The 22,488-nt window shown below is 57.6% G+C and carries 22 protein-coding genes; 9 read left to right on the top strand and 13 right to left on the bottom strand.

The window, feature by feature from the left end:
• Positions 1–13 precede the first annotated feature (13 nt).
• The 3 genes from rhlE to ybiB all read left to right on the top strand — a co-directional run bounded on the left by rhlE (position 14) and on the right by ybiB (position 4,711).
• Positions 14–1,369: an ATP-dependent RNA helicase RhlE gene (rhlE, locus tag ABLV64_RS23435; RefSeq protein WP_004886179.1), complete on the top strand. Its 1,356-nt coding sequence runs from the start codon at positions 14–16 to the stop codon at positions 1,367–1,369.
• Positions 1,370–1,561: 192 nt separating this feature from the next.
• Positions 1,562–3,718, top strand: a complete 2,157-nt coding sequence (dinG, locus tag ABLV64_RS23440) for an ATP-dependent DNA helicase DinG (RefSeq protein ID WP_348843092.1) — start codon at positions 1,562–1,564, stop codon at positions 3,716–3,718.
• A gap of 27 nt (positions 3,719–3,745) precedes the next feature.
• Complete coding sequence (gene ybiB, locus ABLV64_RS23445; protein ID WP_004886183.1) at positions 3,746–4,711, top strand: DNA-binding protein YbiB; 966 nt, start codon at positions 3,746–3,748, stop codon at positions 4,709–4,711.
• A 109-nt stretch (positions 4,712–4,820) separates the two neighbouring features.
• Here ybiB and ybiJ read toward each other — a convergent pair whose 3' ends face one another.
• The 4 genes from ybiJ to ABLV64_RS23465 all read right to left on the bottom strand — a co-directional run bounded on the left by ybiJ (position 4,821) and on the right by ABLV64_RS23465 (position 6,669).
• On the bottom strand, positions 4,821–5,081 hold the full coding sequence (gene ybiJ / locus ABLV64_RS23450; RefSeq protein WP_004176772.1) for a DUF1471 family protein YbiJ: 261 nt from the start codon (positions 5,079–5,081) through the stop codon (positions 4,821–4,823).
• A 285-nt stretch (positions 5,082–5,366) separates the two neighbouring features.
• The gene (locus ABLV64_RS23455) at positions 5,367–5,633 is read right to left on the bottom strand and encodes a DksA/TraR family C4-type zinc finger protein (RefSeq protein WP_002895824.1); all 267 of its coding nucleotides are present in this window, start codon (positions 5,631–5,633) and stop codon (positions 5,367–5,369) included.
• 20 nt (positions 5,634–5,653) lie between these two features.
• A complete protein-coding gene (locus tag ABLV64_RS23460) occupies positions 5,654–5,914 on the bottom strand; it encodes a DUF1471 domain-containing protein (protein WP_023320022.1) in 261 nt (86 codons plus the stop codon).
• Between the two features lie 140 nt (positions 5,915–6,054).
• Entirely contained in the window at positions 6,055–6,669 is a 615-nt protein-coding gene (locus ABLV64_RS23465) for a flavin reductase family protein (protein WP_004886190.1), read from the bottom strand.
• A 96-nt stretch (positions 6,670–6,765) separates the two neighbouring features.
• On the opposite strand from ABLV64_RS23465, the gene rlmF reads away from it, so the two are divergent.
• Complete coding sequence (rlmF, locus tag ABLV64_RS23470; protein WP_285209683.1) at positions 6,766–7,680, top strand: 23S rRNA (adenine(1618)-N(6))-methyltransferase RlmF; 915 nt, start codon at positions 6,766–6,768, stop codon at positions 7,678–7,680.
• Here rlmF and ybiO read toward each other — a convergent pair whose 3' ends face one another.
• The 6 genes from ybiO to rhtA all read right to left on the bottom strand — a co-directional run bounded on the left by ybiO (position 7,681) and on the right by rhtA (position 14,281).
• Positions 7,681–9,876 carry a mechanosensitive channel protein gene (ybiO, locus tag ABLV64_RS23475; RefSeq protein WP_004886194.1) on the bottom strand — a complete coding sequence of 732 codons (2,196 nt, stop codon included), beginning with the start codon at positions 9,874–9,876 and terminating at the stop codon, positions 7,681–7,683.
• A 110-nt stretch (positions 9,877–9,986) separates the two neighbouring features.
• Positions 9,987–10,709 (bottom strand): glutamine ABC transporter ATP-binding protein GlnQ, encoded by a 723-nt coding sequence (gene glnQ, locus ABLV64_RS23480; protein WP_004212183.1) that lies wholly within the window; start codon positions 10,707–10,709, stop codon positions 9,987–9,989.
• The gene (glnP, locus tag ABLV64_RS23485; RefSeq protein ID WP_002895837.1) at positions 10,706–11,365 is read right to left on the bottom strand and encodes a glutamine ABC transporter permease GlnP; all 660 of its coding nucleotides are present in this window, start codon (positions 11,363–11,365) and stop codon (positions 10,706–10,708) included. Before glnP ends, glnQ begins: the two co-directional genes overlap by 4 nt.
• Before the next feature lie 125 nt (positions 11,366–11,490).
• On the bottom strand, positions 11,491–12,237 hold the full coding sequence (gene glnH / locus ABLV64_RS23490; protein WP_004886198.1) for a glutamine ABC transporter substrate-binding protein GlnH: 747 nt from the start codon (positions 12,235–12,237) through the stop codon (positions 11,491–11,493).
• A gap of 415 nt (positions 12,238–12,652) precedes the next feature.
• Positions 12,653–13,156, bottom strand: a complete 504-nt coding sequence (gene dps, locus ABLV64_RS23495) for a DNA starvation/stationary phase protection protein Dps (RefSeq protein WP_065904932.1) — start codon at positions 13,154–13,156, stop codon at positions 12,653–12,655.
• Between the two features lie 237 nt (positions 13,157–13,393).
• On the bottom strand, positions 13,394–14,281 hold the full coding sequence (rhtA, locus tag ABLV64_RS23500) for a threonine/homoserine exporter RhtA (RefSeq protein ID WP_004886203.1): 888 nt from the start codon (positions 14,279–14,281) through the stop codon (positions 13,394–13,396).
• A gap of 351 nt (positions 14,282–14,632) precedes the next feature.
• Here rhtA and ompX point away from each other — a divergent pair, with 351 nt between their 5' ends.
• The gene (gene ompX / locus ABLV64_RS23505; protein ID WP_004886207.1) at positions 14,633–15,145 is read left to right on the top strand and encodes an outer membrane protein OmpX; all 513 of its coding nucleotides are present in this window, start codon (positions 14,633–14,635) and stop codon (positions 15,143–15,145) included.
• A gap of 96 nt (positions 15,146–15,241) precedes the next feature.
• On the opposite strand, the gene ABLV64_RS23510 is transcribed toward ompX, so the two are convergent.
• Positions 15,242–16,822, bottom strand: coding sequence for a phosphoethanolamine transferase (locus tag ABLV64_RS23510; protein ID WP_004886211.1), 1,581 nt, complete (start codon positions 16,820–16,822; stop codon positions 15,242–15,244).
• A gap of 268 nt (positions 16,823–17,090) precedes the next feature.
• Positions 17,091–17,216: a manganase accumulation protein MntS gene (mntS, locus tag ABLV64_RS23515; RefSeq protein ID WP_004886214.1), complete on the bottom strand. Its 126-nt coding sequence runs from the start codon at positions 17,214–17,216 to the stop codon at positions 17,091–17,093.
• A gap of 185 nt (positions 17,217–17,401) precedes the next feature.
• On the opposite strand from mntS, the gene mntR reads away from it, so the two are divergent.
• From mntR to ABLV64_RS23535, 4 genes are all read left to right on the top strand, one after another.
• On the top strand, positions 17,402–17,875 hold the full coding sequence (mntR, locus tag ABLV64_RS23520; protein ID WP_004886216.1) for a manganese-binding transcriptional regulator MntR: 474 nt from the start codon (positions 17,402–17,404) through the stop codon (positions 17,873–17,875).
• The gene (locus tag ABLV64_RS23525; protein WP_004886219.1) at positions 17,872–18,984 is read left to right on the top strand and encodes an anion transporter; all 1,113 of its coding nucleotides are present in this window, start codon (positions 17,872–17,874) and stop codon (positions 18,982–18,984) included. The genes mntR and ABLV64_RS23525 overlap by 4 nt, the downstream gene beginning before the upstream one ends.
• Positions 18,985–19,154: 170 nt before the next feature.
• The gene (locus ABLV64_RS23530; RefSeq protein ID WP_064150418.1) at positions 19,155–20,531 is read left to right on the top strand and encodes a glycoside hydrolase family 1 protein; all 1,377 of its coding nucleotides are present in this window, start codon (positions 19,155–19,157) and stop codon (positions 20,529–20,531) included.
• Between the two features lie 67 nt (positions 20,532–20,598).
• Positions 20,599–21,315 carry a GntR family transcriptional regulator gene (locus ABLV64_RS23535; RefSeq protein ID WP_004886227.1) on the top strand — a complete coding sequence of 239 codons (717 nt, stop codon included), beginning with the start codon at positions 20,599–20,601 and terminating at the stop codon, positions 21,313–21,315.
• A 131-nt stretch (positions 21,316–21,446) separates the two neighbouring features.
• Here ABLV64_RS23535 and ldtB read toward each other — a convergent pair whose 3' ends face one another.
• Positions 21,447–22,361, bottom strand: a complete 915-nt coding sequence (gene ldtB, locus ABLV64_RS23540; protein ID WP_004886230.1) for a L,D-transpeptidase — start codon at positions 22,359–22,361, stop codon at positions 21,447–21,449.
• Between the last annotated feature and the right edge of the window lie 127 nt (positions 22,362–22,488).

A 22,488-nucleotide genomic window follows, 5' to 3' on the forward strand; every position in this document is an offset into this window, starting at 1 on the left:
GTTCGGAGTTGTTATGTCTTTTGATTCCCTTGGCCTGAATCCCGATATCCTGCGCGCTGTCGCTGAGCAGGGCTACGTTGAGCCGACCCCTATCCAGCAGCAGGCGATCCCGGCGGTACTGCAGGGCCGCGACCTGATGGCCAGCGCCCAGACCGGCACCGGTAAAACGGCGGGCTTTACTCTGCCGCTGCTGCAGCGCCTGATCCAGAACGAGCCGCATGCGAAGGGCCGTCGTCCGGTGCGCGCGCTGATCCTGACCCCGACCCGCGAGCTGGCGGCGCAGGTGGGCGAGAACGTGCGGGATTACAGCAAATATCTGAATATTCGCTCGCTGGTGGTGTTCGGCGGCGTGAGTATCAACCCGCAGATGATGAAGCTGCGCGGCGGCGTCGATATCCTCGTCGCCACCCCGGGCCGTCTGCTGGACCTCGAACATCAGAACGCCGTCAGCCTCGATAAAGTAGAAATCCTCGTACTGGATGAAGCGGACCGCATGCTGGATATGGGCTTTATCCATGACATCCGCCGCGTACTGGCGAAACTGCCGCCGCGTCGGCAGAACCTGCTGTTCTCGGCGACCTTCTCCGACGAGATCAAAGGCCTGGCGGAGAAACTGCTGCACAACCCACTGGAAGTGGAAGTGGCGCGTCGCAACACCGCCTCCGAGCAGATCACCCAGCACGTCCATTTTGTTGATAAGAACCGCAAGCGCGAACTGCTGTCGCAGCTTATCGGCGAAGGCAACTGGCAGCAGGTGCTGGTCTTTACCCGCACCAAGCATGGCGCCAACCACCTCGCGGAGCAGCTCAACAAAGACGGCATCCGCAGCGCGGCGATCCATGGCAACAAGAGCCAGGGGGCGCGTACCCGCGCGCTGGCCGACTTTAAATCCGGCGGCATTCGCGTGCTGGTGGCGACCGATATCGCCGCCCGCGGACTGGATATCGAAGAGCTGCCGCACGTGGTGAACTACGAGCTGCCGAACGTGCCGGAAGATTATGTCCACCGTATTGGGCGTACCGGTCGCGCGGCGGCCACCGGCGAAGCCTTGTCGCTGGTGTGCGTCGATGAGCACAAGCTGCTGCGCGATATCGAGCGCCTGCTGAAAAAAGAGATTCCGCGCATCGCGATTGCCGGCTATGAGCCGGACCCGTCGATTAAAGCCGAACCTATCCAGAACGGTCGCCAGCAGCGCGGCGGCGGTCGTGGTCAGGGGCAGGGACGCGGCGGCCAGGGGCAGGGGCGCAGCGGACAGCCGCGCAGCCAGAGCAGCGCCCCGCGTCGTCAGGACGGCGAGGCGCCGAAAGCGCGCACTCAGGACGGCAAACCGCCGCGCCGCCGTCGCCCGCGTAAACCGGCTGGCGAATAACAGGCTGATGCCCGGGCCGCGATAACGCGGTTAAGCACGGCTCAGGCCCGTCTGCCCGCTACGCGGCGGCGGGCCTTTTTCTTTCCATTACACTATTTGTCGAGCACGCTTCCACACACAGCAGAAAGCAATACCTCCGGACGGGTAAAAATGGCACAATAGTGGCTGTTTATACAGTATTCAGGTTTTCTCATGGCTTTGACCGCTGCGCTGAAAGCGCAAATCGCCGCCTGGTATAAGGCGCTTCAGGAACAGATCCCGGACTTTATTCCCCGCCCCCCGCAGCGGCAGATGATCGCTGATGTGGCGAAAACCCTCGCCGGGGATGAGGGCAGGCATCTGGCTATCGAAGCGCCGACCGGCGTCGGTAAAACGCTGTCATACCTTATCCCTGGCATTGCCATCGCCCGTGAGGAACAAAAAACGCTGGTGGTCAGCACCGCCAACGTCGCCCTGCAGGATCAAATCTACAGTAAAGACCTGCCGCTGCTGCGCAAGATTATCCCCGACCTGCGCTTCACCGCCGCCTTTGGTCGCGGACGCTACGTCTGCCCGCGCAACCTGGCGGCGCTGGCCAGCACCGAGCCGACGCAGCAGGATCTGCTGGCTTTCCTCGACGACGATCTCACCCCGAACAACCAGGCGGAGCAGAAACTGTGCGCGACGCTGAAGCAGGACCTTGACAGCTATCGCTGGGACGGCCTGCGCGACCATACCGACAAAGCCATCGACGATGGACTATGGAGCCGGCTGAGCACCGATAAGGCCAGCTGCCTGAACCGCAACTGCCACTATTATCGCGAGTGTCCGTTCTTTGTGGCGCGGCGGGAAATTCAGGAGGCGGAAGTGGTGGTAGCCAACCATGCGCTGGTGATGGCGGCGATGGAGAGCGAGGCGGTGCTGCCGGAGCCGAAAAACCTGCTGCTGGTCCTTGATGAAGGCCATCATCTGCCGGACGTCGCCCGCGACGCGTTGGAGATGAGCGCCGAGATCACCGCCCCCTGGTTTCGCCTGCAGCTGGATCTGTTCTGCAAGCTGGTGGCTACCTGCATGGAGCAGTTCCGCCCGAAAACCACGCCGCCGCTGGCCAATCCGGAGCGGCTCGCCGGCCATTGCGAAGAGCTGTTCGAGCTGATTGCGTCGTTGAATAATATTCTCAATCTCTACATGCCCGCCGGCCAGGAAGCGGAGCATCGCTTCCCGATGGGCGAACTGCCGCAGGAGGTGATGGAGATCTGCCAGCGGCTGGCGAAGCTCACCGAGACGCTGCGCGGGCTGGCGGAGCTGTTTCTTAACGATCTCAGCGAAAAGACCGGCAGCCATGACGTGGTGCGTCTGCATCGGGTGCTGCTGCAGATGAACCGCGCCCTCGGCATGTTTGAAAGCCAAAGCAAGCTGTGGCGTCTGGCGTCGCTGGCGCAGTCCTCTGGCGCGCCGGTGACCAAATGGGCGACGCGGGTAGTGCGAGACGGCCAGATCCACGTCTGGTTCCACTGCGTCGGCATCCGCGTCAGCGATCAGCTTGAGCGGCTGCTGTGGCGCAGCGTGCCGCATATCGTGGTGACGTCAGCGACGCTGCGCTCTCTTAACAGCTTCTCGCGCCTGCAGGAGATGAGCGGCCTGAAGGAAAAAGCGGGTGACCGCTTCGTGGCGCTGGATTCGCCGTTCAACCACGTGGAGCAGGGGAAAATTATTATTCCTCAAATGCGGTATGAACCGTTGATAGATAACGAAGAGCAGCACATTGCCGAGATGGCGGCCTATTTTCGCCAGCAGGTGGAGAGCAAGAAGCATCTCGGGATGCTGGTGCTGTTTGCCAGTGGGCGAGCGATGAATCGCTTCCTGGAGCATGTGACCGACCTGCGTCTGATGCTGCTGGTGCAGGGCGACCAGCCGCGCTACCGGCTGGTGGAGCTGCATCGCAAACGGGTGGAAAGCGGCGAGCGCAGCGTGCTGGTGGGCCTGCAGTCCTTTGCCGAAGGTCTCGATTTAAAAGGCGATCTGTTAAGCCAGGTACATATCCATAAAATCGCCTTTCCGCCCATCGACAGCCCGGTAGTGATCACCGAAGGCGAATGGCTGAAAAGCCTCAATCGTTATCCCTTCGAGGTACAGAGTTTGCCCAGCGCCTCCTTTAATCTTATTCAGCAGGTGGGGCGTTTGATCCGTAGCCATCACTGCTGGGGAGAGGTGGTGATTTACGATAAGCGTCTGTTGACCAAAAACTACGGCGCGCGTCTACTGAACGCGTTACCTGTTTTTCGCATTGAGCAGCCGGGCGTTCCGGAGGTTATAGTAAAACGGAAAGCAAAACAGACAGCAAAACAGACAGGCCGCAAACGTCGCTGACGACGGCGCGTTGCACCAGGGGGAGCCATGGAGTACAGCAAAATTATAAAAGAGGTGGGCCGCGGTAAGAATCATGCCCGCGACCTGGATGAAGAGACCGCCCGTGCGCTCTACGCGCGGATGCTGAACGGCGAGGTGCCGGAGCTGGAGCTGGGAGGAATATTAATCGCCCTGCGCATCAAAGGCGAAGGCGAAGCGGAGATGAAAGGCTTTTACGCCGCGATGCAGCAGCATACGCTGCGCCTGACCCCGCCGGCAGGCAAGCCGATGCCGATCGTTATCCCCAGCTACAATGGCGCGCGCAAGCAGGCGAACCTGACGCCGCTGCTGGCGATGCTCCTGCATAAGCTGGGGTTTCCGGTCGTGGTTCACGGCGTCAGTCACGATCCGACCCGGGTGCTGACCGAGACCATTTTTACCCTGCTGGACATTCCGGCTACCCGGCATGCCGGTCAGGCGCAGGCGCAGCTGGAGGGGCATGAACCGGTGTATATCCCGGTGGGCGCCTTCTGCCCGCCGCTGGAGAAACAGCTGGCGATGCGCTGGCGGATGGGCGTACGCAACAGCGCCCATACGCTGGCCAAACTGGCCACGCCGTTTGGCGAAGGGGAGGCGCTACGCCTCTCCAGCGTGTCGCATCCGGAATATGTTCCCCGGGTGGCGGGCTTCTTTCGCGAGACCGGTGGCCGCGCGCTGCTGATGCACGGTACCGAAGGCGAAGTGTACGCCAACCCGCAGCGCTGCCCGCAGATCAGCCTGATTGATGACCAGGGCGTGCGGGTGCTGTGCGACCGCCAGACCGAGGCGGCGGCGGAAGTTATTCTGCCGGCCTCGAAAGATCCCGAAGTGACCGCGCGCTGGATCGAGCGCTGCGTCGCCGGCGTCGAACCGGTACCCCACTCGCTGAAGATCCAGCTCGCCTGCTGTCTGCTGGCCTGCGGCGAGGTCTCAACCCTGGAGCAGGGTCTCAGCCGCGTCAACGACTGCTGGTGATCGGATCGGCAGGATAAAAAAAAGCCCGTCCGGTGGCTCGGACGGGCAAGGCAAGGGTATTAAAGGTCTTTTCAGGGTTAATTCAGTGGCTTACAGGGTTGAGTTGCGATTATTTATAGATAACCGCGGTACCGCTCAGTTTGTTGTTGGTGTTAGCGGAAGTGATGCTATAGCCGGTTGCGCCAGCGGCTTCGGCTTTAGCAGCCAGTTTCGCTTCCAGACCATCTAATGTGGTTGCGCCTTGCGCAGACACCACACCGATCTTATTCATGCTTTCAGCCTGAGCGGGGGTAACCGGCTCGGCGGCAAAGGCGCCGAAGGAAAGGGCGGTCAGAGCGATGGCAGCGGCAGCATATTTGATGTTTTTCATAGTTAATCTCTCGCAGGTTGTTCTGTTCAGGGGACGATGTTCCGTCGATGTGATAAGTATCACGCTTTTTTGCGGGAGATAAAATCGAAGGAAATTCACAGTCTTCATCGATTTTTTTGAATGATTAATAATTTACTGATTATTAATAAATTATTTCTGATTCTTTTCGTCTGATGGCGGAGCGAGGGAGACCGGCACGCTTAAGGGCACATATTGCGACATTTATCGCCAAAAAGTGTGCGCGAAAAGATAATGCGAAAAGCTGTCATGAACGGTAAAGGAAAGTCAGCGTAGCTGGCTATCCTTGGAACCACGGCGATTATATCCTGAAAATGTATTGTTATGTAAATCTTTCTCCTGTTGGCACTTCACGCAGTATCTGACGCCAGGAATAGCCTGTCGACGAGCCTCCGGAATCGGTTCTCCGCATTCATCACAAAATTTGTTGCTTTCGCCGCGTGGAAGCTCGCGGCGGGCGCGAGCCACCGCATCGTCAATGGTGCTGTCGATCTGATCCTGAACGGCGCCGTCGCCTGCCCAACCTGATGCCATCGTCTGCCTCCTGTAAAAGGTTATTGATAAATTATAGCTGAACCGTACAGCCGGTTACCGCTGCTGGCGGCATTGACCCGCCAGGCTATCGCCCCACGGCGGTGGGCCTTATCCGCGAGGGCAGCCACCAGGTCGTCAAGGGTACGGGCGCCGGAAGCGGAGACGGTGCCGACAGGGCGCAGCGGCCCGTCATAGGGCAGTTCAGGTGTCAGCGGCAGGGAAGAGGCCGCGTTGGCCTGAGCGGCAAGCGCAGCGGCAAACAGCAGCGAGGTGATTTTCATCAGCATATCCTCATAAACAGCATGGGACATAGCTTAAGTGTAGGCCTTTCCAGACCGCGCAGCAGGGAATTTTTTATGCAAAAACAAGGCGTTTTGCATGCTACCGGCGCAGGGTAGCGATACTCTGGCCGGTAAATTATTTAGCGGGCGTCCGGGCGGATCATGTCAAAACGCAGGCTGTCATCAATACTGTAATAGGCGCTCGGACCTCCGGCGCGCAGGATCGGCTGAGCGCGGGCGGTTTGATAGATGCCGTTATCCAGCAGTGATTCATCGATATGCACGGCGACCACTTCGCCGAGCACCAGCCATGTATCGACAAGATTGCCGTCGGCGGTGGCGAGCTGAATACATTGCGACAGGCGGCACTCAAAGTTCACCGGGCTCTCCGCCACCCGGGGGGCCTTGACCAGGCGGCTGGCGGCGGCGGTGAGCCCGGCGCGCACGAATTCATCCTCATGGTGCGGGATCGAGGCGGAGGTTTCGTTCATCGCTTCGGCCAGCGGGCGCGTCGCCAGGTTCCAGACGAACTCCTTCGTTTCGACGATATTTCGCACGCTGTCTTTCCAGCCGCTGCTGGCGAAACCAATGATCGGCGGACGATAGTTAAAGCAGTTAAAAAAGCTGTATGGCGCCAGATTATGCTGGCCCTCGGCGTCCTGCGAGGCGATCCAGCCTATCGGGCGAGGCCCGATTATCGCGTTCAGCGGGTCATGCGGCAGGCCGTGGCCCTGCGAAGGTTGATAAAAGTACATGCTGCACCTGTCACGGATAAAGGAGATATCCAGACTCCCTTATTTACCGCGCCGCCGTCAACGGGTATCTTACGCGGCTGTTCAAAGGAGATTGTCATGAAAGCCCAGAAACCGGGGTTACACCCGCGTAACCGCCACCATCAACGCTACGACCTGCCCGCGCTCTGCCAGGCGCATCCTGACCTGCAGGGATACATTACGCTCAATCCGCTGGGTGAGCAGACCATTGATTTTGCCAATCCGCAGGCGGTTAAGGCGTTGAATAAAGCGCTGCTGGCGCATTTCTACGCGGTCAAACACTGGGACATTCCTGACGGTTTTCTCTGTCCGCCGGTGCCCGGGCGGGCCGATTATATTCATCATCTGGCGGATCTGCTGGCCGGGGACAGCGGCGAAGTGCCGAAGCAAGCCACGATCCTCGATATTGGCACCGGCGCCAACCTCATCTATCCCCTGATCGGCGTTCACGAATACGGCTGGCGCTTTACCGGCAGCGAAATCAGCCCGGAAGCCTTCGCCAGCGCGCAGGCGATTGTTAATGGCAACCCGGGATTGACCCGGCAGATCCGTCTGCGTCGGCAAAAAGAGAGTCAATCCATCTTCCACGGCGTGATCCACAAAAACGAGACCTATGACGCCACCCTGTGTAATCCGCCGTTCCATGACTCCGCAGAGAGCGCCCGGGCGGGCGGCGAGCGCAAGCGCCGCAATCTCGGACTCGGCGCCGACAGCGGGCTTAACTTTGGCGGTCAGCAGCAAGAGCTGTGGTGCGAGGGGGGCGAAGTGGCCTTTATCTCGCAGATGATCCGCGAAAGTCAGGCCTTCGCCCGCCAGGTGAAATGGTTTACCTCGCTGGTGTCGCGCGGCGACAATCTGCCGCCGCTCTACCGCCTGCTGACCGAGGTCGGGGCAGTGAAAGTGGTGAAAAAAGAGATGGCCCAGGGGCAAAAGCAGAGCCGCTTTATCGCCTGGAGCTTTATGGACGACGCCAAACGCCGCCGTCCGTTCTAACTACTCCACGGCCGGGCTGTCGGCGCCCGGCATCGGCAATTGCTGCCAGGTCTGTACCGGGGCGCGAACCCCGGCGCGATCGAAGTGCTTTTTCACCTGGGTATCAAGGGCAAAGCGCACCGTCCACTGCTTCAGCGGCAGGGTGGTGAAGCTGACGCGCAGCGTAAAGGCGGTATTGCTCAACCCCACCAGCCCGGCGAACGACGGTTCGCCAATGATCAGGCCGCGGATCTCCTCCTGGGCCAGCAGATCGTCCACTGCCGCCTTCAGCGCCTGGCTGGCTTTATCCAGATCCTCATGGCGATCGACGTCATAGTTAGCCACCACCGAGCCAATGCCGCGCACGAAGTTGGCAAAGGTGGTGATCGAGGACCAGGGAATAATGTGATAGGCGCCGGTATCCTGGCGCACCCCCACTGAGCGAATCGACATCCGTTCCACCGTGCCGGTCAAAGGCCCGATGGTGACCAGGTCGCCGGTATTCATCCCGTTCTCAAACTGGATAAAAATGCCGGTGATAATGTCTTTAACCAGGGTTTGCGCGCCAAACGAGATGGCCAGCCCTAACGCCCCGGCGCCCGCCAGCAGCGGCGCGATATTAACCCCAATCTCCGAGAGCAAAATCATCACCGTGATGGTGCTGATCACCACCGCCAGCGCGTTGCGAAACAGGGTTAGCAGCGTACGGGCCCGCGCGCTGGGCAGCGGACGGCCATGGATATCCGAGGCCAGACGGTTTTCGATCAGGCTGGCCAACACCGTCCAGCCGATAGCGGAGAAGAAGAGGATAAGAGCGATACGGATCAGCACATCCACCGTTTTTTGCCCGGCATCGTTGTGCAGCCATTCGCGGAAGTCAAACAGCCCCCAGGCGCTCAGGAGCAGCATAATGGCGACACAGACGGTGAGAATGCGCGCTGCCTTCAGCGAGGCGGAGATCCAGCCGTTCAGCCGCTTTTGCAGCTCAGGATAGTTGCGCTGGGTGGCAGGGGAGAGAGTGATGGTTTTGGCTATCCAGCGCGACAGGATGCCGGACACCAGCGCCGCGCCGCCGATAATCGCCAGGCTGCGCAGGGTGGCGCCCATCATAAATTTCAGGCTGTTGCCTGGGTCGAACAGGGAAAAGAAGAAGAGCACCACAAAGTAGGCGCAGGCCAGCCAGTGCCAGATCAGGGCGAAGGCGCGGATAAACAGGCTAAAAAAGGAGAGCGAGCGGTCAGCCAGATGGATCAGCCCCTGCGTAATCACCGCTTTGTTATGAAAAATCAGATACAGCGCCCACAGCGTAATGCACAGCATGATGATGACGTTAGCCAGCGCGCCGACCTGAACATTCACCTGGTTAGAGATAATCGGCACCGCGACGATCAGGCCGTAGCCGATCAGGCTGCTGAGGGCGCTCAGGCGCAGACTCCAGTAGGAGGCGGCCTCGTCGCTGAGGTTAAAGGGCCTGAGCGCTGGAATGCGCGGGCAGAAAATGAGCCGCAGGATGGCTTTAAAGAACTCGATCAGCGCGAAGGCGTTGAGGAAAAGGCTCTGCTGAAAGGCGATAGTGGGGTTGTTGCCATCCAGACGATCGCTCAACAGCTGACCGACAAACAGGGTCAGCGCCAGCAGCAGCAGATCGATAATAAACGCCCCGGCGATGGTCAACGGCAGCTGGAGCCAGTTTCCGCGATCGCGGTTTTTATGCCGTCCCCATTCGCCCATTTTACGATACAGCGGCAGCGCCGCGAGGCGTACCAGCCACCAGAAGGCAAACACCAGCCCGGCCAGCAGTAAAAAATGCCAGGCGGCGCTGGTAAAGGTTTGTGGATTAAAGGGCTTATGCGGCGAGCCGGTAATATTGCGCCACAGCTGGGAAAAGCGCGATGAGAGCTCATCGCCATATTCCCGGCTGATCTGCGTGACGTTCTCCAGCACGGTGGTCTCTTCTTTCACCGCCGGCGGCGTCAGCGTCGGGGTGCTGTCGGGCGGCGGCGTGGCGGCCGCTTTACGCAGCTGGTCAATGAGCTCCTGGCGGGCGGCGTCGTTGGCCAGCACGTCGGCCAGCGCGGCATAGGCCGCTCTTTTCTGTTCTACATCGGGTTCGCTGGCGCTGGTTTTATCGGCGTTAGCGGTCGGCACGCCGGGCAGGGCGGCGGCGGAAAGCGGGGCAGTAAACAGCGCAGCGAGCAAAAGCAGGATCCACGGCATGGGCACCTCCGTTGCAACGTAAACGGGTAAGTATAGAAGCCGCTGGCGGAAGGGGAGGGAAGAGGAATCTGGAAAGCGGCTCTCTCCGTGAGGGAGAGAGCCGTTGTGGGTCAGGCGACGTGCTGCAGGAATTCGCGCAGACGCGGGCTTGGCGGGTTGTTCACCAACTCCTGTGGATTGCCGTCTTCGGCAATTCGTCCTTTGTCGATAAAGATCAGTCGCGAGGCCACTTTTTCGGCAAAGCCGATTTCGTGGGTCACAATCACCATCGTCATACCCTCTTCCGCCAGATCCTGCATCACCTTGAGCACTTCATGGCGCAGTTCCGGGTCGAGCGCGGAGGTGGGCTCATCAAACAGCATCATCTTCGGCTTCACCGCCAGCGCGCGGGCGATGGCCACACGCTGCTGCTGGCCGCCGGAGAGTTCAGACGGATAGTGATGCGCGCGCTCAGCCAGACCGACTTTCGCCAGCAGATCTTTCGCCAGCTTCTCCGCCGCCTGTTTGCTGGCGCCGCGTACCCGCAGCGGGCCAAACATCACGTTTTCCAGCGCCGTCAGGTGCGGGAACAGGTAAAACTGCTGGAACACCATTCCGGCTTCCTGACGAATCAGACGTTCGTCCACCTTTGGATCGTTGACCTTCAGGCCATCGACAATCAGATCGCCGCTGGTGATCTCTTCCAGTTTATTGATACAGCGCAGCATCGTCGATTTACCGGAGCCGGACGGGCCGATGATGACCACCACTTCACCCTGATTGATTTTCAGAGAGATATCGTGCAGCACCTGGGTTGGGCCAAAGTGCTTGGAGACGTTTTTAAATTCAATCACAGGATTTTCATCCTTCTTTCAAGACGACGCAGAATAAAGCTCAGGACCAGGGTGATGATCAGGTAGATCACGGCAACGGCGCTCCAGATTTCCAGCGCGCGGAAGTTGCCGGCGATGATCTCCTGTCCCTGACGGGTCAGTTCGGCGACGCCGATGACGATGAACAGCGAGGTATCCTTGATGCTGATGATCCACTGGTTGCCCAGCGGCGGCAGCATGCGGCGCAGCGCCAGCGGCAGGATCACGTGGCGAATGGTTTCGCGACGCGACAGGCCGAGCGCCAGGCCCGCTTCGCGGAAGCCTTTATGAATGGAGAGCACCGCGCCGCGGGTAATTTCCGCGATATAGGCGCCCGAGTTAATCATGATGGTCACTACCGCCGCGGAGAAGGGGTCAATGCGCAGATCGCTAAAGGCCATCGGCAGCGCAAAGTAGATGAACATAACCTGCACCACAATCGGGGTGCCGCGAATGATTTCAATAAACACCAGCGCGATGTGGTTGGCGATCCAGCCGCCGAAGCAGCGGGCGAAACCGGCCACCAGACCGATGATCAGGCCGCCGGCCAGGCCGAGGACGGAAATCCACAGCGTCATTTTGGCGCCTTCCAGCAAAATCGGAATGGCGGGCCAGATGGCACTCCAGTCAAACTGCATAATACGTTCCTGTTACCGTGTCGAGAGCAGAGGAAAGCCTCCGCCAAAATACGGTCTCCCGCAGCGTCTGTGCCGGAAGACCGTTGTGATGTCGCCGGGCCTGCGCCCGGCGAAGGACATTTTTATTATTTTGGTTCAGTGCCGAACCATTTTTTATAAATTTCGTTGTAGGTGCCGTTCTCGCGCAGCGTTTTCAGCGCACCGTTCACTTTCTCACGCAGCTCGTCGCTGCCTTTCGGGAAGGCGATACCGTAGTTTTGCGCTTCCAGTGATTCACCTACCGCTTTGAATTTGCCGTTGCCCGCAGTTTTGATGAAGTAGAGGATGTTCGGCGTATCGTGCAGGACGGCATCCGCGCGGCCGGTACCCAGCTCCATATAGGCGTTATCGATGTTCGGGAACTGACGCAGATCTTTGGTTTTGATATTAGCTTTGGCGTAGTCAACGGAGCCGGTGCCGCTCTTCACCGCGACCACTTTGCCGTTCAGATCTTTCACATCTTTGATGTCGTTATTATTGGCGTTGACCATCACCAGCAGGCCGCTTTTGTAGTAGCCGTCAGAGAAGTCGATGGCTTTTTTACGCTCGTCGGTAATGGTGATCCCCGCCAACGCCAGATCGATATTTTTGGTTTGCAGCGCCGGGATAATGCCGCTGAAGTCCATCGGCTTCAGGGTGTAGTCGAGCTTCAGCTCTTTGGCGATTGCCGCCCACAGGTCAACGTCAAAACCCACATACTTATCGCCTTGCTTAAATTCGAACGGGACGAACGCCGTATCGGTGGCGACAACCAGGGTCTTATTGGCGGCATGGGAAGAAACCGCAAAAGCCAGGGTCAGTGCAGCCAGTGAAACTTTAAATACAGACTTCATAGCATTTCCTTTTATATCCACGGGACGATCCCCTGCGAGAACGACTAGCCTAATGAAAAAATCGTGCCACTTTTACAACCTGTTGTTTTTAAACAAACGAAGCGGTAGCCGCTGCACAATATCGATCATTTCAGGCAAAGAGTGCACCATAACGGGGCGTTATTTTGGTGCATCCTGAGGTCGCTGAATAACGAGCCCATTTTTAGCGCAAACCCTGATGGGAAAACAATCTCGGTGTAACGATTGTGTGAGGTGATTATTACAATTGTTTTACTTTTGTGCGCATTTTCATCAATTTGACGCCCTGAAATGGTGCAAGGACAGCGGGTGAGGGAAAGGCGGAGGGGAAAAACAGCAAGGGTTGGGATGGGAAAGCAAAGGCGCCGTCGACCGCGCTGCGGCCGACGGCAAAGCCTTACTCGATGTTCGCTTCAATAAACCACAGGAATTTATCCAGGTCGCGGGAAGCGGCGGTGAAGATATCTGCGGTATCTTCGTCTTTGGCTTCACCGATCGCTTTGCGCACATCGTTCGCCACTACCGCGTAACGGTCCGCCAGCGCTTTCAGGTGATCCTGAACATGATGGATATCCAGCGGATAGCTCTGCAGCGGGGTTTTGCTGTTGATCACCTGAGTGGTGCCCAGGGCGACGCCGCCCAGCTGTACGGCGCGCTCCGCCATGGTATCCAGATGCTCAGTGAGCGCGGTACGGAAGCCATCCAGCATTTCGTGCACGGCGATAAAGTTCGCACCGCGCATATTCCAGTGTGCCTGCTTGGTGATAAGGGACAGGTCAATGAACTGGATCACCTGGCGATTCAACAGCTCAATGGTCGCTTTCTTTTCGCTGTCAGCGACATCGTTGCGGGTATAGACCAGATCAGATGCTTTTGATTTAACCAGTTTAGCGGTACTCATCGTTTCATATCCTCTTGATATTGATGCTCGTCACACTTCAAAGCTGAATGATGTGGAGCGTTGTCCCAGGTAACTTCGGGACTAAGTATAGCAAGGGTTTTAAAGTATGAGGCATCGGCAGGCCATATTACTCCGATAGCGTAAAGTGGTTGGCTATTTGAAAAAGCAAGCTAAGTCAGAAGGTTAGCGGAGGCTGGCGGGCCCGTAACTCGCGCGGGCCGCCGCCGTAACAGAATGTTAATTGATATCGACTTGCTTAATTTTGCTCTGCCGCTGCATGGTCAGCGTGGCGCCCATTGAGGCGATGATAATAGCGCCCAGCGCCAGGGTCTGGGAGAGATTCAGGGTTTCGCCGAGGAAGACCATACCGGACAGGGCGGCTAGCGCCGGCTCGAGGCTCATCAGCGTGCCGAAGGTGCGCGTCGGCAGGCGCGTCAGGGCCATCATCTCCAGGGAGTAGGGGAGTGCAGTGGAGAGAATGGCAATCCCCAGCCCCAGGGGCAGCAGCGACCATTGCCACAGCGTATCGGTAGCTTGCGCCATGCCTAACGGGACAAAGACCAGCGAGGCGATAAGCGACCCCATCGCCACCGTGGCTGGACCATGCTCCTCGCCCGCGCGCTGGCCGGTCAGAATATAGACCGCCCAACAGGCTCCGGCGCCGAGAGCGAACAGCGCGCCGGTTAAATCCACCTGCGCCACGTTCTGGCCCAGCGGCAGGAGATACCACAGCCCGAGGATCGCCAGCGCCACCCAGACAAAATCCAGCGGGCGGCGCGAGCCGAAAAGCGCCACCGCCAGCGGGCCGGTAAACTCGAGGGCTACCGCCACGCCGAGCGGAATACGCTGCAGGGATAAATAAAACAGATAGTTCATCGCCCCGAGCGCCAGGCCGTACAGCAGCAGCGGCACGCGCTGGGCCGGAGAGAAACGCAGCCGCCAGGGCTTGAACACCACCACCAGGATCAGCGTCCCGAGCGCCAGGCGCAGGGCGGTAACCCCCGGGGCGCCGACCACCGGGAACAGCGATTTGGCGAGCGATGCGCCGCTCTGAATCGAGGTCATAGCGATTAAAATCACCACTATTGGCAACCATGCCGCCGCTTTTCGGGATGGACCGGGCATCCTTTCTCCTGTCAGTTTTTGTCAAAAGGGGTAAAAGTTCCAGTGTACTGGAATTAGCTGCTGACGGTTGAGCTAATGTTGAAAAAAACAGGGGCAAAAACAGTACAATGGCGAACGTTGCTGAGAAATTCACCAGGTGATTAGGATTAATCTGGATGCTTGCGAATTTCTTAATGAGCGTTAAACTGTAAGTTAACGCCAAAAACTGTTGTTTTCCATATTGTTATAGAAATATGGAAACTTTTGGTTACATGAAAAAGTATGTTAGACAATGTAAACTCCAAAGAGTTTCCCAAAAGTTTTTGATATATTTAAGGCTTAGGACTTATTAGAAACACATTTGAGGTGGTTATGAATAAAATTGCACGTCTTTCAGCACTGGCCGTTGTTCTGGCTGCATCCGTAGGTACCACTGCATTTGCTGCAACTTCTACTGTAACCGGCGGTTACGCGCAGAGCGACATGCAGGGTAAAGCGAACAAAGCTGGCGGTTTCAACCTGAAATACCGTTACGAGCAAGATAACAACCCGCTGGGTGTTATCGGTTCCTTCACCTACACCGAGAAGGATAACAACAGCAACGGTACTTACAACAAAGGTCAGTACTACGGCATCACCGCAGGTCCGGCTTACCGTCTGAACGACTGGGCAAGCATCTACGGCGTAGTGGGTGTTGGTTACGGTAAATTCCAGAACAACAACTTCCCTAATAAATCCGATATGAGCGACTACGGTTTCTCCTACGGTGCTGGTCTGCAGTTCAACCCGATCGAAAACGTTGCCCTGGACTTCTCCTACGAGCAGTCTCGTATTCGTAACGTTGACGTCGGCACCTGGATTGCTGGCGTGGGTTACCGCTTCTAATCACTCCGGTGATATAAAAAATCCGCCTTCCGGGGCGGATTTTTTTTGCCTGGCGATCGCCAGCCCGGCCGGTTGGCCGGCGCTGAACGCGTCGTTTTAGTTGATGGTGAACTCATCGCTGCCTAGGTGTGAATAGTCTACCTTCTGCAGCTGGAAGTTGGTGATATACACCGGGCCGGCCTTCTGCTCAGAGATAAACCGATAGCGCGGGGCGATTTCCGCCGCCTTGATTCCGGTCCATTGCGAGAAGAAGCTGAGGAAATCATTCGCCGAGCGCTGCGCCTTAATCACTTTATGCGCTTTGTCATCGCTGGAGAGCACCATAAACGGCACCTGGAAGTTCTGCTGGAACTTATCGTCGTGCGCCAGATACTGCACCTCTTTGCCTCGCTCCTTGAACGCCAGACCATGATCGGAAAAGTAGGTCAGGGAAAAGGTGGCGCCGGAATTTTGCAACTGACTGTAGAGCTTAGCCAGCAGGGTATCGGTTTGCGTCATGCTGTAGAGATAGCAGGAGGTCTCTTTCGACTGGACGAAAACCGTGTATTTGCCTTTGGTTCGGTCGCAGGCCTGCGGGTGCGAGCCCATCAAGTGCAGAACAATCAGCTGCGGCTGGGTGCGCTGGGTGGAGAGTACCTGCTCGGTCAACTTGAGTAACTGCTCGTCCTGGGTGTTTTTATTGGCTTCGAAATCGCCGTTTTTCAGGAACTGCACTTCATCCGCCCGTTTGGCGATACTGGCGATAGCGGTGTCGTACTCGCCGATCTGTCCCTGATTGGAGAACCACCAGGTCTGGAAACCGGCGCGGTTGGCGAGGGTGACAAAGTTATCCTGAAACTGCGGTTTGCCATCGACCACCCGGTTAAGCGTCAGGCCGAGGGATTTTTGCGTCGAGCCGCTGGCGGCGACGTAGTTGTTAAACAGATACCCGTTCACCGAACTGGCAAACGGCGTGTTATCCCAGTGGCCGCCGAAGGCGCCGAGGGCGTCGCGGCGGGCGCTTTCACCGATCACCACCACATAGAGATGGTACTTCGGCTTCACCGCCAGCACGTGCCAGCTGTCTTTCATGCCGGCCAGCTGCGCCATCCGCGCCTGCTCGTCCAGCACCTCGTTATTATTCACCACCACGTCTTTGACAAAACGGAAGGCCGGGTAACCGGTATCGATCACCTTGAATACCCCGCCCCAGGCGAGATTTTGCACCGGCTGGAGAAAAAAGATCCCGATGCTGAACAGCAGGCCCAGGGTCTCCATTTTTCCCCAGCGGGTCTGCTCGACGATCCTGCGGCGGACCGCAATGATCCCCAGCGCGAAGATAAATACCGCCAGCAGATAGTTGTACCACGGGAAGATAGTGAGAATTTCCGTGGACTCTTCCACGTTGGTGGCGTGCAGCGCCAGCAGGGTGTTGAAGTTGGGCGCGCCGTAAGCCTGGCCAAACGGGTAGTAGAGGGCCGCCAGTAGAGAATAGGCGCCGACCACCCCTTTCTGCACGCGCGGAAAGGCGCGCCACAGAAGATGTAACACGCAGGTAAATGCCACGGTATAGAGCAGGCTAAATTCATAGCCCAGCGCCAGGTTAATCAACAGCGATTGTAAAAAGTAGAATCCTGTCCATGGGTTCAGTGCCAGTCGGCGGGCGACTAGCGTATCTTTCAGGGTGGTGACATTCATAGTAAACAATCAAAAAGAGGCCATGCGCATCCCCTGGCGTCAAGGGGTAAAACCTGCTGGACAGTGCGTGAAGAGGGTCTCTGCGAGCCGCGAATGTGGCAGGGCTGTGCAAAGATAGGGCTTGTAAATGGTAAGGTCAACCAGACATAACAGATTGTTTTGCGAGGGCGCTTACAAAACTTGAAAAAAGGTGGGGGGAACGGGATAAACCGGTCAGTTTAGCGGCGGATGATGACAGAAAAATGAAGCGGCGTACCGCGACGCCTCCTCAGGAATGGGGTTTGTCCTGCTGCGGTTTACCGTTGATCATCTCGCACAGCATACCGAGCAGCATTAAGCGTACTTTAAAGGGGGAATGACTAAACACGTTTAAGCACCTCTTGAATTCGTTCATCTGCTCTCCTCCTGCCTGTTCGCTCCATCATTCCCTGATGGATGTTTGCATTATATACAGATATAGCACAGGCTATATTTTATAGCTATGGCTAAAACGTTAAATTTTTGTGCTCTTGGCGCAATCCATTACAATGTGGATCTTTTTATATGATGCTTGACGCGTCACACGAATGAGGAAGCACAATGAACCGTCGCGCAGGTAAGCCAATAACAAAAAAAGTGACGCAGTTGGTAAATGTTGAAGAGCACGTTGAAGGATTCCGCCAGGTGCGGGAAGCGCATCGGCGCGAGCTGATTGACGACTATGTTGAACTGATTTCCGATCTCATCCGCGAGGTGGGCGAGGCGCGTCAGGTGGATATGGCCGCCCGGCTGGGGGTCTCGCAGCCCACCGTCGCCAAGATGCTCAAACGGCTGGCCAGTGTCGGCCTTATCGAACAGATCCCGTGGCGCGGCATATTCTTAACGGCGGAGGGTGAGAAGCTGGCCCAGGAGAGCCGCGAGCGCCATCAAATCGTGGAGAACTTCCTGCTGGCTATCGGCGTCAGCCCGGAGATTGCCCGCCGCGATGCGGAGGGAATGGAGCATCACGTGAGCGAGGAGACGCTGGCGATGTTCCTGAAATTTACCCAAACACAGGGATCTCAGGAAGCATGACTCTTCCCTTCGTCCAGTCGCTGCTGCGCGACCGTTTTCTCCATCTGCTGCTGATTATCGCCTGCGTACTCAGCGTGATGGTGCCGTTTGTCCCGGCAAGCTGGCCGGCGGCCATTGACTGGCATACTATCATCACCCTCAGCGGCCTGATGCTGTTGACCAAGGGGATTGAACTGAGCGGTTATTTTGACGTGCTGGGGCGTAAAATGGCCCGCCGCTTTGTCACCGAACGCCAGCTGGCTATGTTTATGGTGCTGGCGGCGGCGCTGCTATCCACCTTCCTCACCAACGACGTCGCGCTGTTTATCGTGGTGCCCCTGACCCTGACGCTGAAGAAGTGGTGCGCCATCCCGGTGAACCGGCTGATTATTTTCGAAGCGCTGGCGGTGAACGCCGGGTCGCTGCTGACGCCGATCGGCAACCCGCAGAATATCTTACTGTGGGGACGCTCCGGTCTCTCTTTCCCTGGATTCATCGGCCAGATGCTACCGCTGGCGGCGGCAATGATGCTGACCCTGCTGGCGCTGTGCTGGTTCTGTTTCCCGGCAAACCGGCTCAACTACCAGAGTAGCGATAAGGCGCCATCGTGGCAGCCAAAGCTGGTCTGGAGCTGTCTGGGATTGTATCTGGTGTTCCTGACCGCGCTGGAGATGAATCAGGCTCTGTGGGGGCTGGCGCTGGTGCTGCTGGGCTTCCTGATACTGGCCCGGGCGGTGATCGTCCATGTGGACTGGTCGCTACTGCTGGTGTTTATGGTGATGTTTATCGACGTCCATCTGCTGACCCAGCTTCCGGCGCTGCACCAGGTGCTGAGCGGGGTCGGGACGCTCTCCGGCGGTGGACTGTGGCTGACCGCCATCGGCCTGTCGCAGGTGATCAGCAATGTGCCCTCGACCATTCTGCTGCTCAACTATGTCCCGCCTTCGATCCTGCTCGCCTGGGCGGTTAACGTGGGCGGCTTTGGTCTGCTGCCGGGCTCGCTGGCCAATATCATCGCGCTGCGCATGGCAGGCGATCGGCGGATCTGGTGGCGTTTCCATCTCTACTCCATTCCCATGCTGCTGTGGGCGGCCCTTACCGGCTATTGGCTCTTCAAACTCTGCGCCTGATTTCCGCAGCGGTACGCCGCCCTCCACGCCGTTCGACAGGATCGCCCCTCGGGGCGATCTTTTTTTTGCCCGGCTCACAGAAAACGATCCCTGGCTTTGCGCATCCGTTCGCTTTTCGGTATATGACTAGTCATGAAATTTAAATGACTAGTCATATACCGAGGCGCAGGATGAAGAACAGACTACCGGCAGATTTCTTATGGGGTAATTCCGTCTCCAGCATGCAGACGGAGGGGGCATGGAACGAGGGCGGCAAGGGGATGTCGGTGTACGATATCCGGCAACCGGCGGAATTCGCTTCCGACTGGAAGGTAGCGACCGACTCCTATCATCGCTATCGGGAAGATTTCGATCTGATGCAGGATCTGGGCATGAACTGCTATCGTTTTCAGATCGCCTGGAGCCGGGTGTGTCCTGAGGGAGACGGCGAATTTAATGAAGAGGGCATCACCTTCTACCATCAGTTTATTGATGAACTGATCGCCCGCGGCATCGAGCCGATGATCTGCCTGTACCACTTCGATATGCCGCTCTCGCTAGCGGAGCGCTACAACGGATTCACCGACCGCCGGGTGATGGACGCCTTTATTCGCTATGGCCAGAAGATGATCGCCTGCTATGGCGACAAGGTGAAATACTGGCTCACCTTTAATGAACAGAATCTGTACCATTCGCCGGAAGCGTTTCTGATTTCCGGCTACCTGCAGGGGGAGAAGACCCTGCGCGAGCTGTATCTGATCCAGCATCATGTGATGATGGCGCACGTCCATCTGACCGATCACCTGCATCAGACGAAGCCGCAGTGTCTGATGGGCGGAATGCTGGCCCACGCCCTGGTTTATCCGGCGACCTGCAAACCGCGCGATATCCTGTGCGCCCAGCAGCTGGACGAGTTTTTAAACCAGAACCTGCTGCGGGCTTACGCCGGGGAGGGCTACAGCCCGGAAGTGATGCATTTTGTCGCCGCTGAAGGGTTCGATGATATCTATCGTCCGGAGGATCTGGCGCTGATGGCGACGGTGAAGGTCGATTATCTGGCGTTCAGCTATTACGCCAGCCGGACGCTGAACAGCGACACCATCCCGGCGGGAACGGCGGTAAACAACTATATGCTGTTTGGCAATCAGGATAACCCGTTCCTGAAAGCGACAGAATGGAACTGGCAGATCGATCCGCTGGGCTTCCGGACCATCATCACCCGCTATTATAACGACTGGCGCCTGCCGGTGTTCCCGATTGAAAACGGCATCGGGGTGATTGAGTCGTGGGACGGTGAACATCCGGTTGCCGACGATTACCGCATCGCCTACCATCGCGACCATATCAACGCCATGAAAGCGGCCATGTTTGAGGATGGGGCGCAGGTGATCGGCTATCTCGGTTGGGGATTAATCGATATCCTGAGCTCGCAGGGTGATATGCGTAAGCGCTACGGCGTGGTCTACGTCAATCGCGAGAACCATGACCTCAAGGATCTGCGGCGGGTGCCGAAGAAGAGCTATGCGTGGCTGAAGCAGGTGATCCACAGCAACGGCGACGTGATGTAACGATGTTCTGGCGGTCAGGTCTAGTATGCTGCCCGCCAGTCACTCACAGAATGTAAAAGGACCGGGAATGACGGCGAAGTATCTGCAAATTGCGCGGGAAATAAAAAAACGCATCATCAGCCAGCAGTATCCTGCCAGCGCGCCGCTACCCGACCAGTTTGCGCTGGCGGCGGAGTTCAACACCAGCCGGATGACCATCCAGCAGGCGATGCGCCAGTTAATCGTCGAAGGGCTTATCTATACTCGCAAAGGGCAGGGCACCTTTGTGCGGAAAAATTTCCTTCAGCTGTCGCAGTGGGAGCTGCCCGGCAGCGACTATTTCGGCGCCACCAAAACCTGGGAACATCTTGGCGAGGTGCAAAGCGAAGTGGTGCGCTTCGAGGTGCGTTTTCCCACTGACAAGGAGCAGAGTTCGCTGCTGATCGACGCCGATGCCCCGGTGTATGACTTTGTCCGCCTGCGGCTGCTCAACGGCGAGCCGGTGTCGCTGGATTTGACGGTCATGCCGGTGGGGCTGGTGCCGGGGTTAACCAAAAGCCATCTGGAGGGGTCGGTGTTTCGCTACGTGCAGGAGACGCTGGGGCTGAAGCTGATGGGATCTTACCGCGTGGTGCGGGCGATGAAGCCGGACGAACTGGATAAACAGCATCTTCACTGCGAGGCCACCGATCCGGTGCTGGAGGTGGAGCAGGTTATCTATCTGGAAGACGGCACGCCGCTGGAGTACGCCCACTGCCACTATCGCTACGACCACGGCGGGATTATTCTGGTGAATAACGGCTAGACCGGGGGACCCTGCCGGCGCAGCGCTCAGCAGGGCCACGGTGTTGTCAGGTTTAGCCAGCCGCAGCCAGAGACAATACAGATAAAAAAACGGCGGGCATCAGGCCCGCCGTTTTTCTTGTCATGCAGAACTTAGTTCAGACGCACCGGCATACCGGAGCGGTTCTGGATAGCCTGCTCAACCACGCTCTGATCGACATCAGACTGGCTGGTGATCGCCTGTACCGGCTGAGTCAGGGTGATAGGCACGATCTCGCCGCCCTGGAACTGGGCTTCGGTGGTCGACAGCGGGTTGTGAACCTCGATGTAACGGCTGCCGTCCGGCTCGGTGGTGGCTTTTACCGGCTCATCGATAAACTGCACGCGGGTACCGACCGGCACGTTCTCAAACAGGAATTTGATGTCATCGTTGCGCAGACGCACGCAGCCGTGGCTCACGCGCAGGCCGATACCGAAGTTAGCGTTGGTACCGTGGATGGCGTACAGGCGGCCGATATACAGCGCGTACAGACCCATCGGGTTATCCGGACCGGCCGGTACGACGGCAGGCAGCGGGTTGCCGGCGGCAGCGTATTCCGCATGCATCTTGGCGGTCGGCGTCCAGGTCGGACCGGCCTTCTTACGTTCGACTTTGGTGGTCCAGTTGATTGGCGTATCTTTACCCAACTGGCCGATGCCGATCGGCAGAACGATCACGGTATTGGTGCCTTTCGGGTAGTAGTACAGACGCATTTCCGCGCTGTTGATGATGATCCCTTCATGCACGGTATCCGGCAGGATCAGCTGCTGAGGGATGTTCAGGACGCTACCGCCCTTCGGCAGATAGGTATCCACCCCCGGGTTGGCTTCCAGCATGTTGGAAAGCCCCATCTGATATTTGGCCGCGAAGTATTCCAGCGGCTGCTTGTTATCATCCGGAATGGTGATGACCTGGTTCTGACCAACCAAACGGCTGCCATCGGTTGGCAAAGGATAGGTGACAGCAGACGCTGTATTGCAAAAGCCTACGATGGCGAAGGCTGCCGCTAAGAGTGTAGATAATTTCATAGTTTTTAATGTCGTGTGCGAAATCAACGCCACACAGGCCTTTGTTAATGATTGAGACAGTAGATGGGAGCGCATTATATGTGCATTCCGCTGAACAGGTAAATCAGATGTGTACGAAATCACATTT

Source organism: Klebsiella sp. JB_Kp031, from assembly GCF_040064295.1.
GTDB classification, from domain to species: domain Bacteria; phylum Pseudomonadota; class Gammaproteobacteria; order Enterobacterales; family Enterobacteriaceae; genus Klebsiella; species Klebsiella quasipneumoniae.

Bases quoted from the DNA above. Each gene is read 5' to 3' on its own strand.
- rhlE (WP_004886179.1), top strand. From the start codon at position 14: ATGTCTTTTGATTCCCTTGGCCTGAATCCCGATATCCTGCGCGCTGTC.
- dinG (WP_348843092.1), top strand. From the start codon at position 1,562: ATGGCTTTGACCGCTGCGCTGAAAGCGCAAATCGCCGCCTGGTATAAG.
- ybiB (WP_004886183.1), top strand. From the start codon at position 3,746: ATGGAGTACAGCAAAATTATAAAAGAGGTGGGCCGCGGTAAGAATCAT.
- ybiJ (WP_004176772.1), bottom strand. From the start codon at position 5,081: ATGAAAAACATCAAATATGCTGCCGCTGCCATCGCTCTGACCGCCCTT.
- ABLV64_RS23455 (WP_002895824.1), bottom strand. From the start codon at position 5,633: ATGGCATCAGGTTGGGCAGGCGACGGCGCCGTTCAGGATCAGATCGAC.
- ABLV64_RS23460 (WP_023320022.1), bottom strand. From the start codon at position 5,914: ATGAAAATCACCTCGCTGCTGTTTGCCGCTGCGCTTGCCGCTCAGGCC.
- ABLV64_RS23465 (WP_004886190.1), bottom strand. From the start codon at position 6,669: ATGTACTTTTATCAACCTTCGCAGGGCCACGGCCTGCCGCATGACCCG.
- rlmF (WP_285209683.1), top strand. From the start codon at position 6,766: ATGAAAGCCCAGAAACCGGGGTTACACCCGCGTAACCGCCACCATCAA.
- ybiO (WP_004886194.1), bottom strand. From the start codon at position 9,876: ATGCCGTGGATCCTGCTTTTGCTCGCTGCGCTGTTTACTGCCCCGCTT.
- glnP (WP_002895837.1), bottom strand. From the start codon at position 11,365: ATGCAGTTTGACTGGAGTGCCATCTGGCCCGCCATTCCGATTTTGCTG.
- glnH (WP_004886198.1), bottom strand. From the start codon at position 12,237: ATGAAGTCTGTATTTAAAGTTTCACTGGCTGCACTGACCCTGGCTTTT.
- dps (WP_065904932.1), bottom strand. From the start codon at position 13,156: ATGAGTACCGCTAAACTGGTTAAATCAAAAGCATCTGATCTGGTCTAT.
- rhtA (WP_004886203.1), bottom strand. From the start codon at position 14,281: ATGCCCGGTCCATCCCGAAAAGCGGCGGCATGGTTGCCAATAGTGGTG.
- ompX (WP_004886207.1), top strand. From the start codon at position 14,633: ATGAATAAAATTGCACGTCTTTCAGCACTGGCCGTTGTTCTGGCTGCA.
- ABLV64_RS23510 (WP_004886211.1), bottom strand. From the start codon at position 16,822: ATGAATGTCACCACCCTGAAAGATACGCTAGTCGCCCGCCGACTGGCA.
- mntS (WP_004886214.1), bottom strand. From the start codon at position 17,216: ATGAACGAATTCAAGAGGTGCTTAAACGTGTTTAGTCATTCCCCCTTT.
- mntR (WP_004886216.1), top strand. From the start codon at position 17,402: ATGAACCGTCGCGCAGGTAAGCCAATAACAAAAAAAGTGACGCAGTTG.
- ABLV64_RS23525 (WP_004886219.1), top strand. From the start codon at position 17,872: ATGACTCTTCCCTTCGTCCAGTCGCTGCTGCGCGACCGTTTTCTCCAT.
- ABLV64_RS23530 (WP_064150418.1), top strand. From the start codon at position 19,155: ATGAAGAACAGACTACCGGCAGATTTCTTATGGGGTAATTCCGTCTCC.
- ABLV64_RS23535 (WP_004886227.1), top strand. From the start codon at position 20,599: ATGACGGCGAAGTATCTGCAAATTGCGCGGGAAATAAAAAAACGCATC.
- ldtB (WP_004886230.1), bottom strand. From the start codon at position 22,361: ATGAAATTATCTACACTCTTAGCGGCAGCCTTCGCCATCGTAGGCTTT.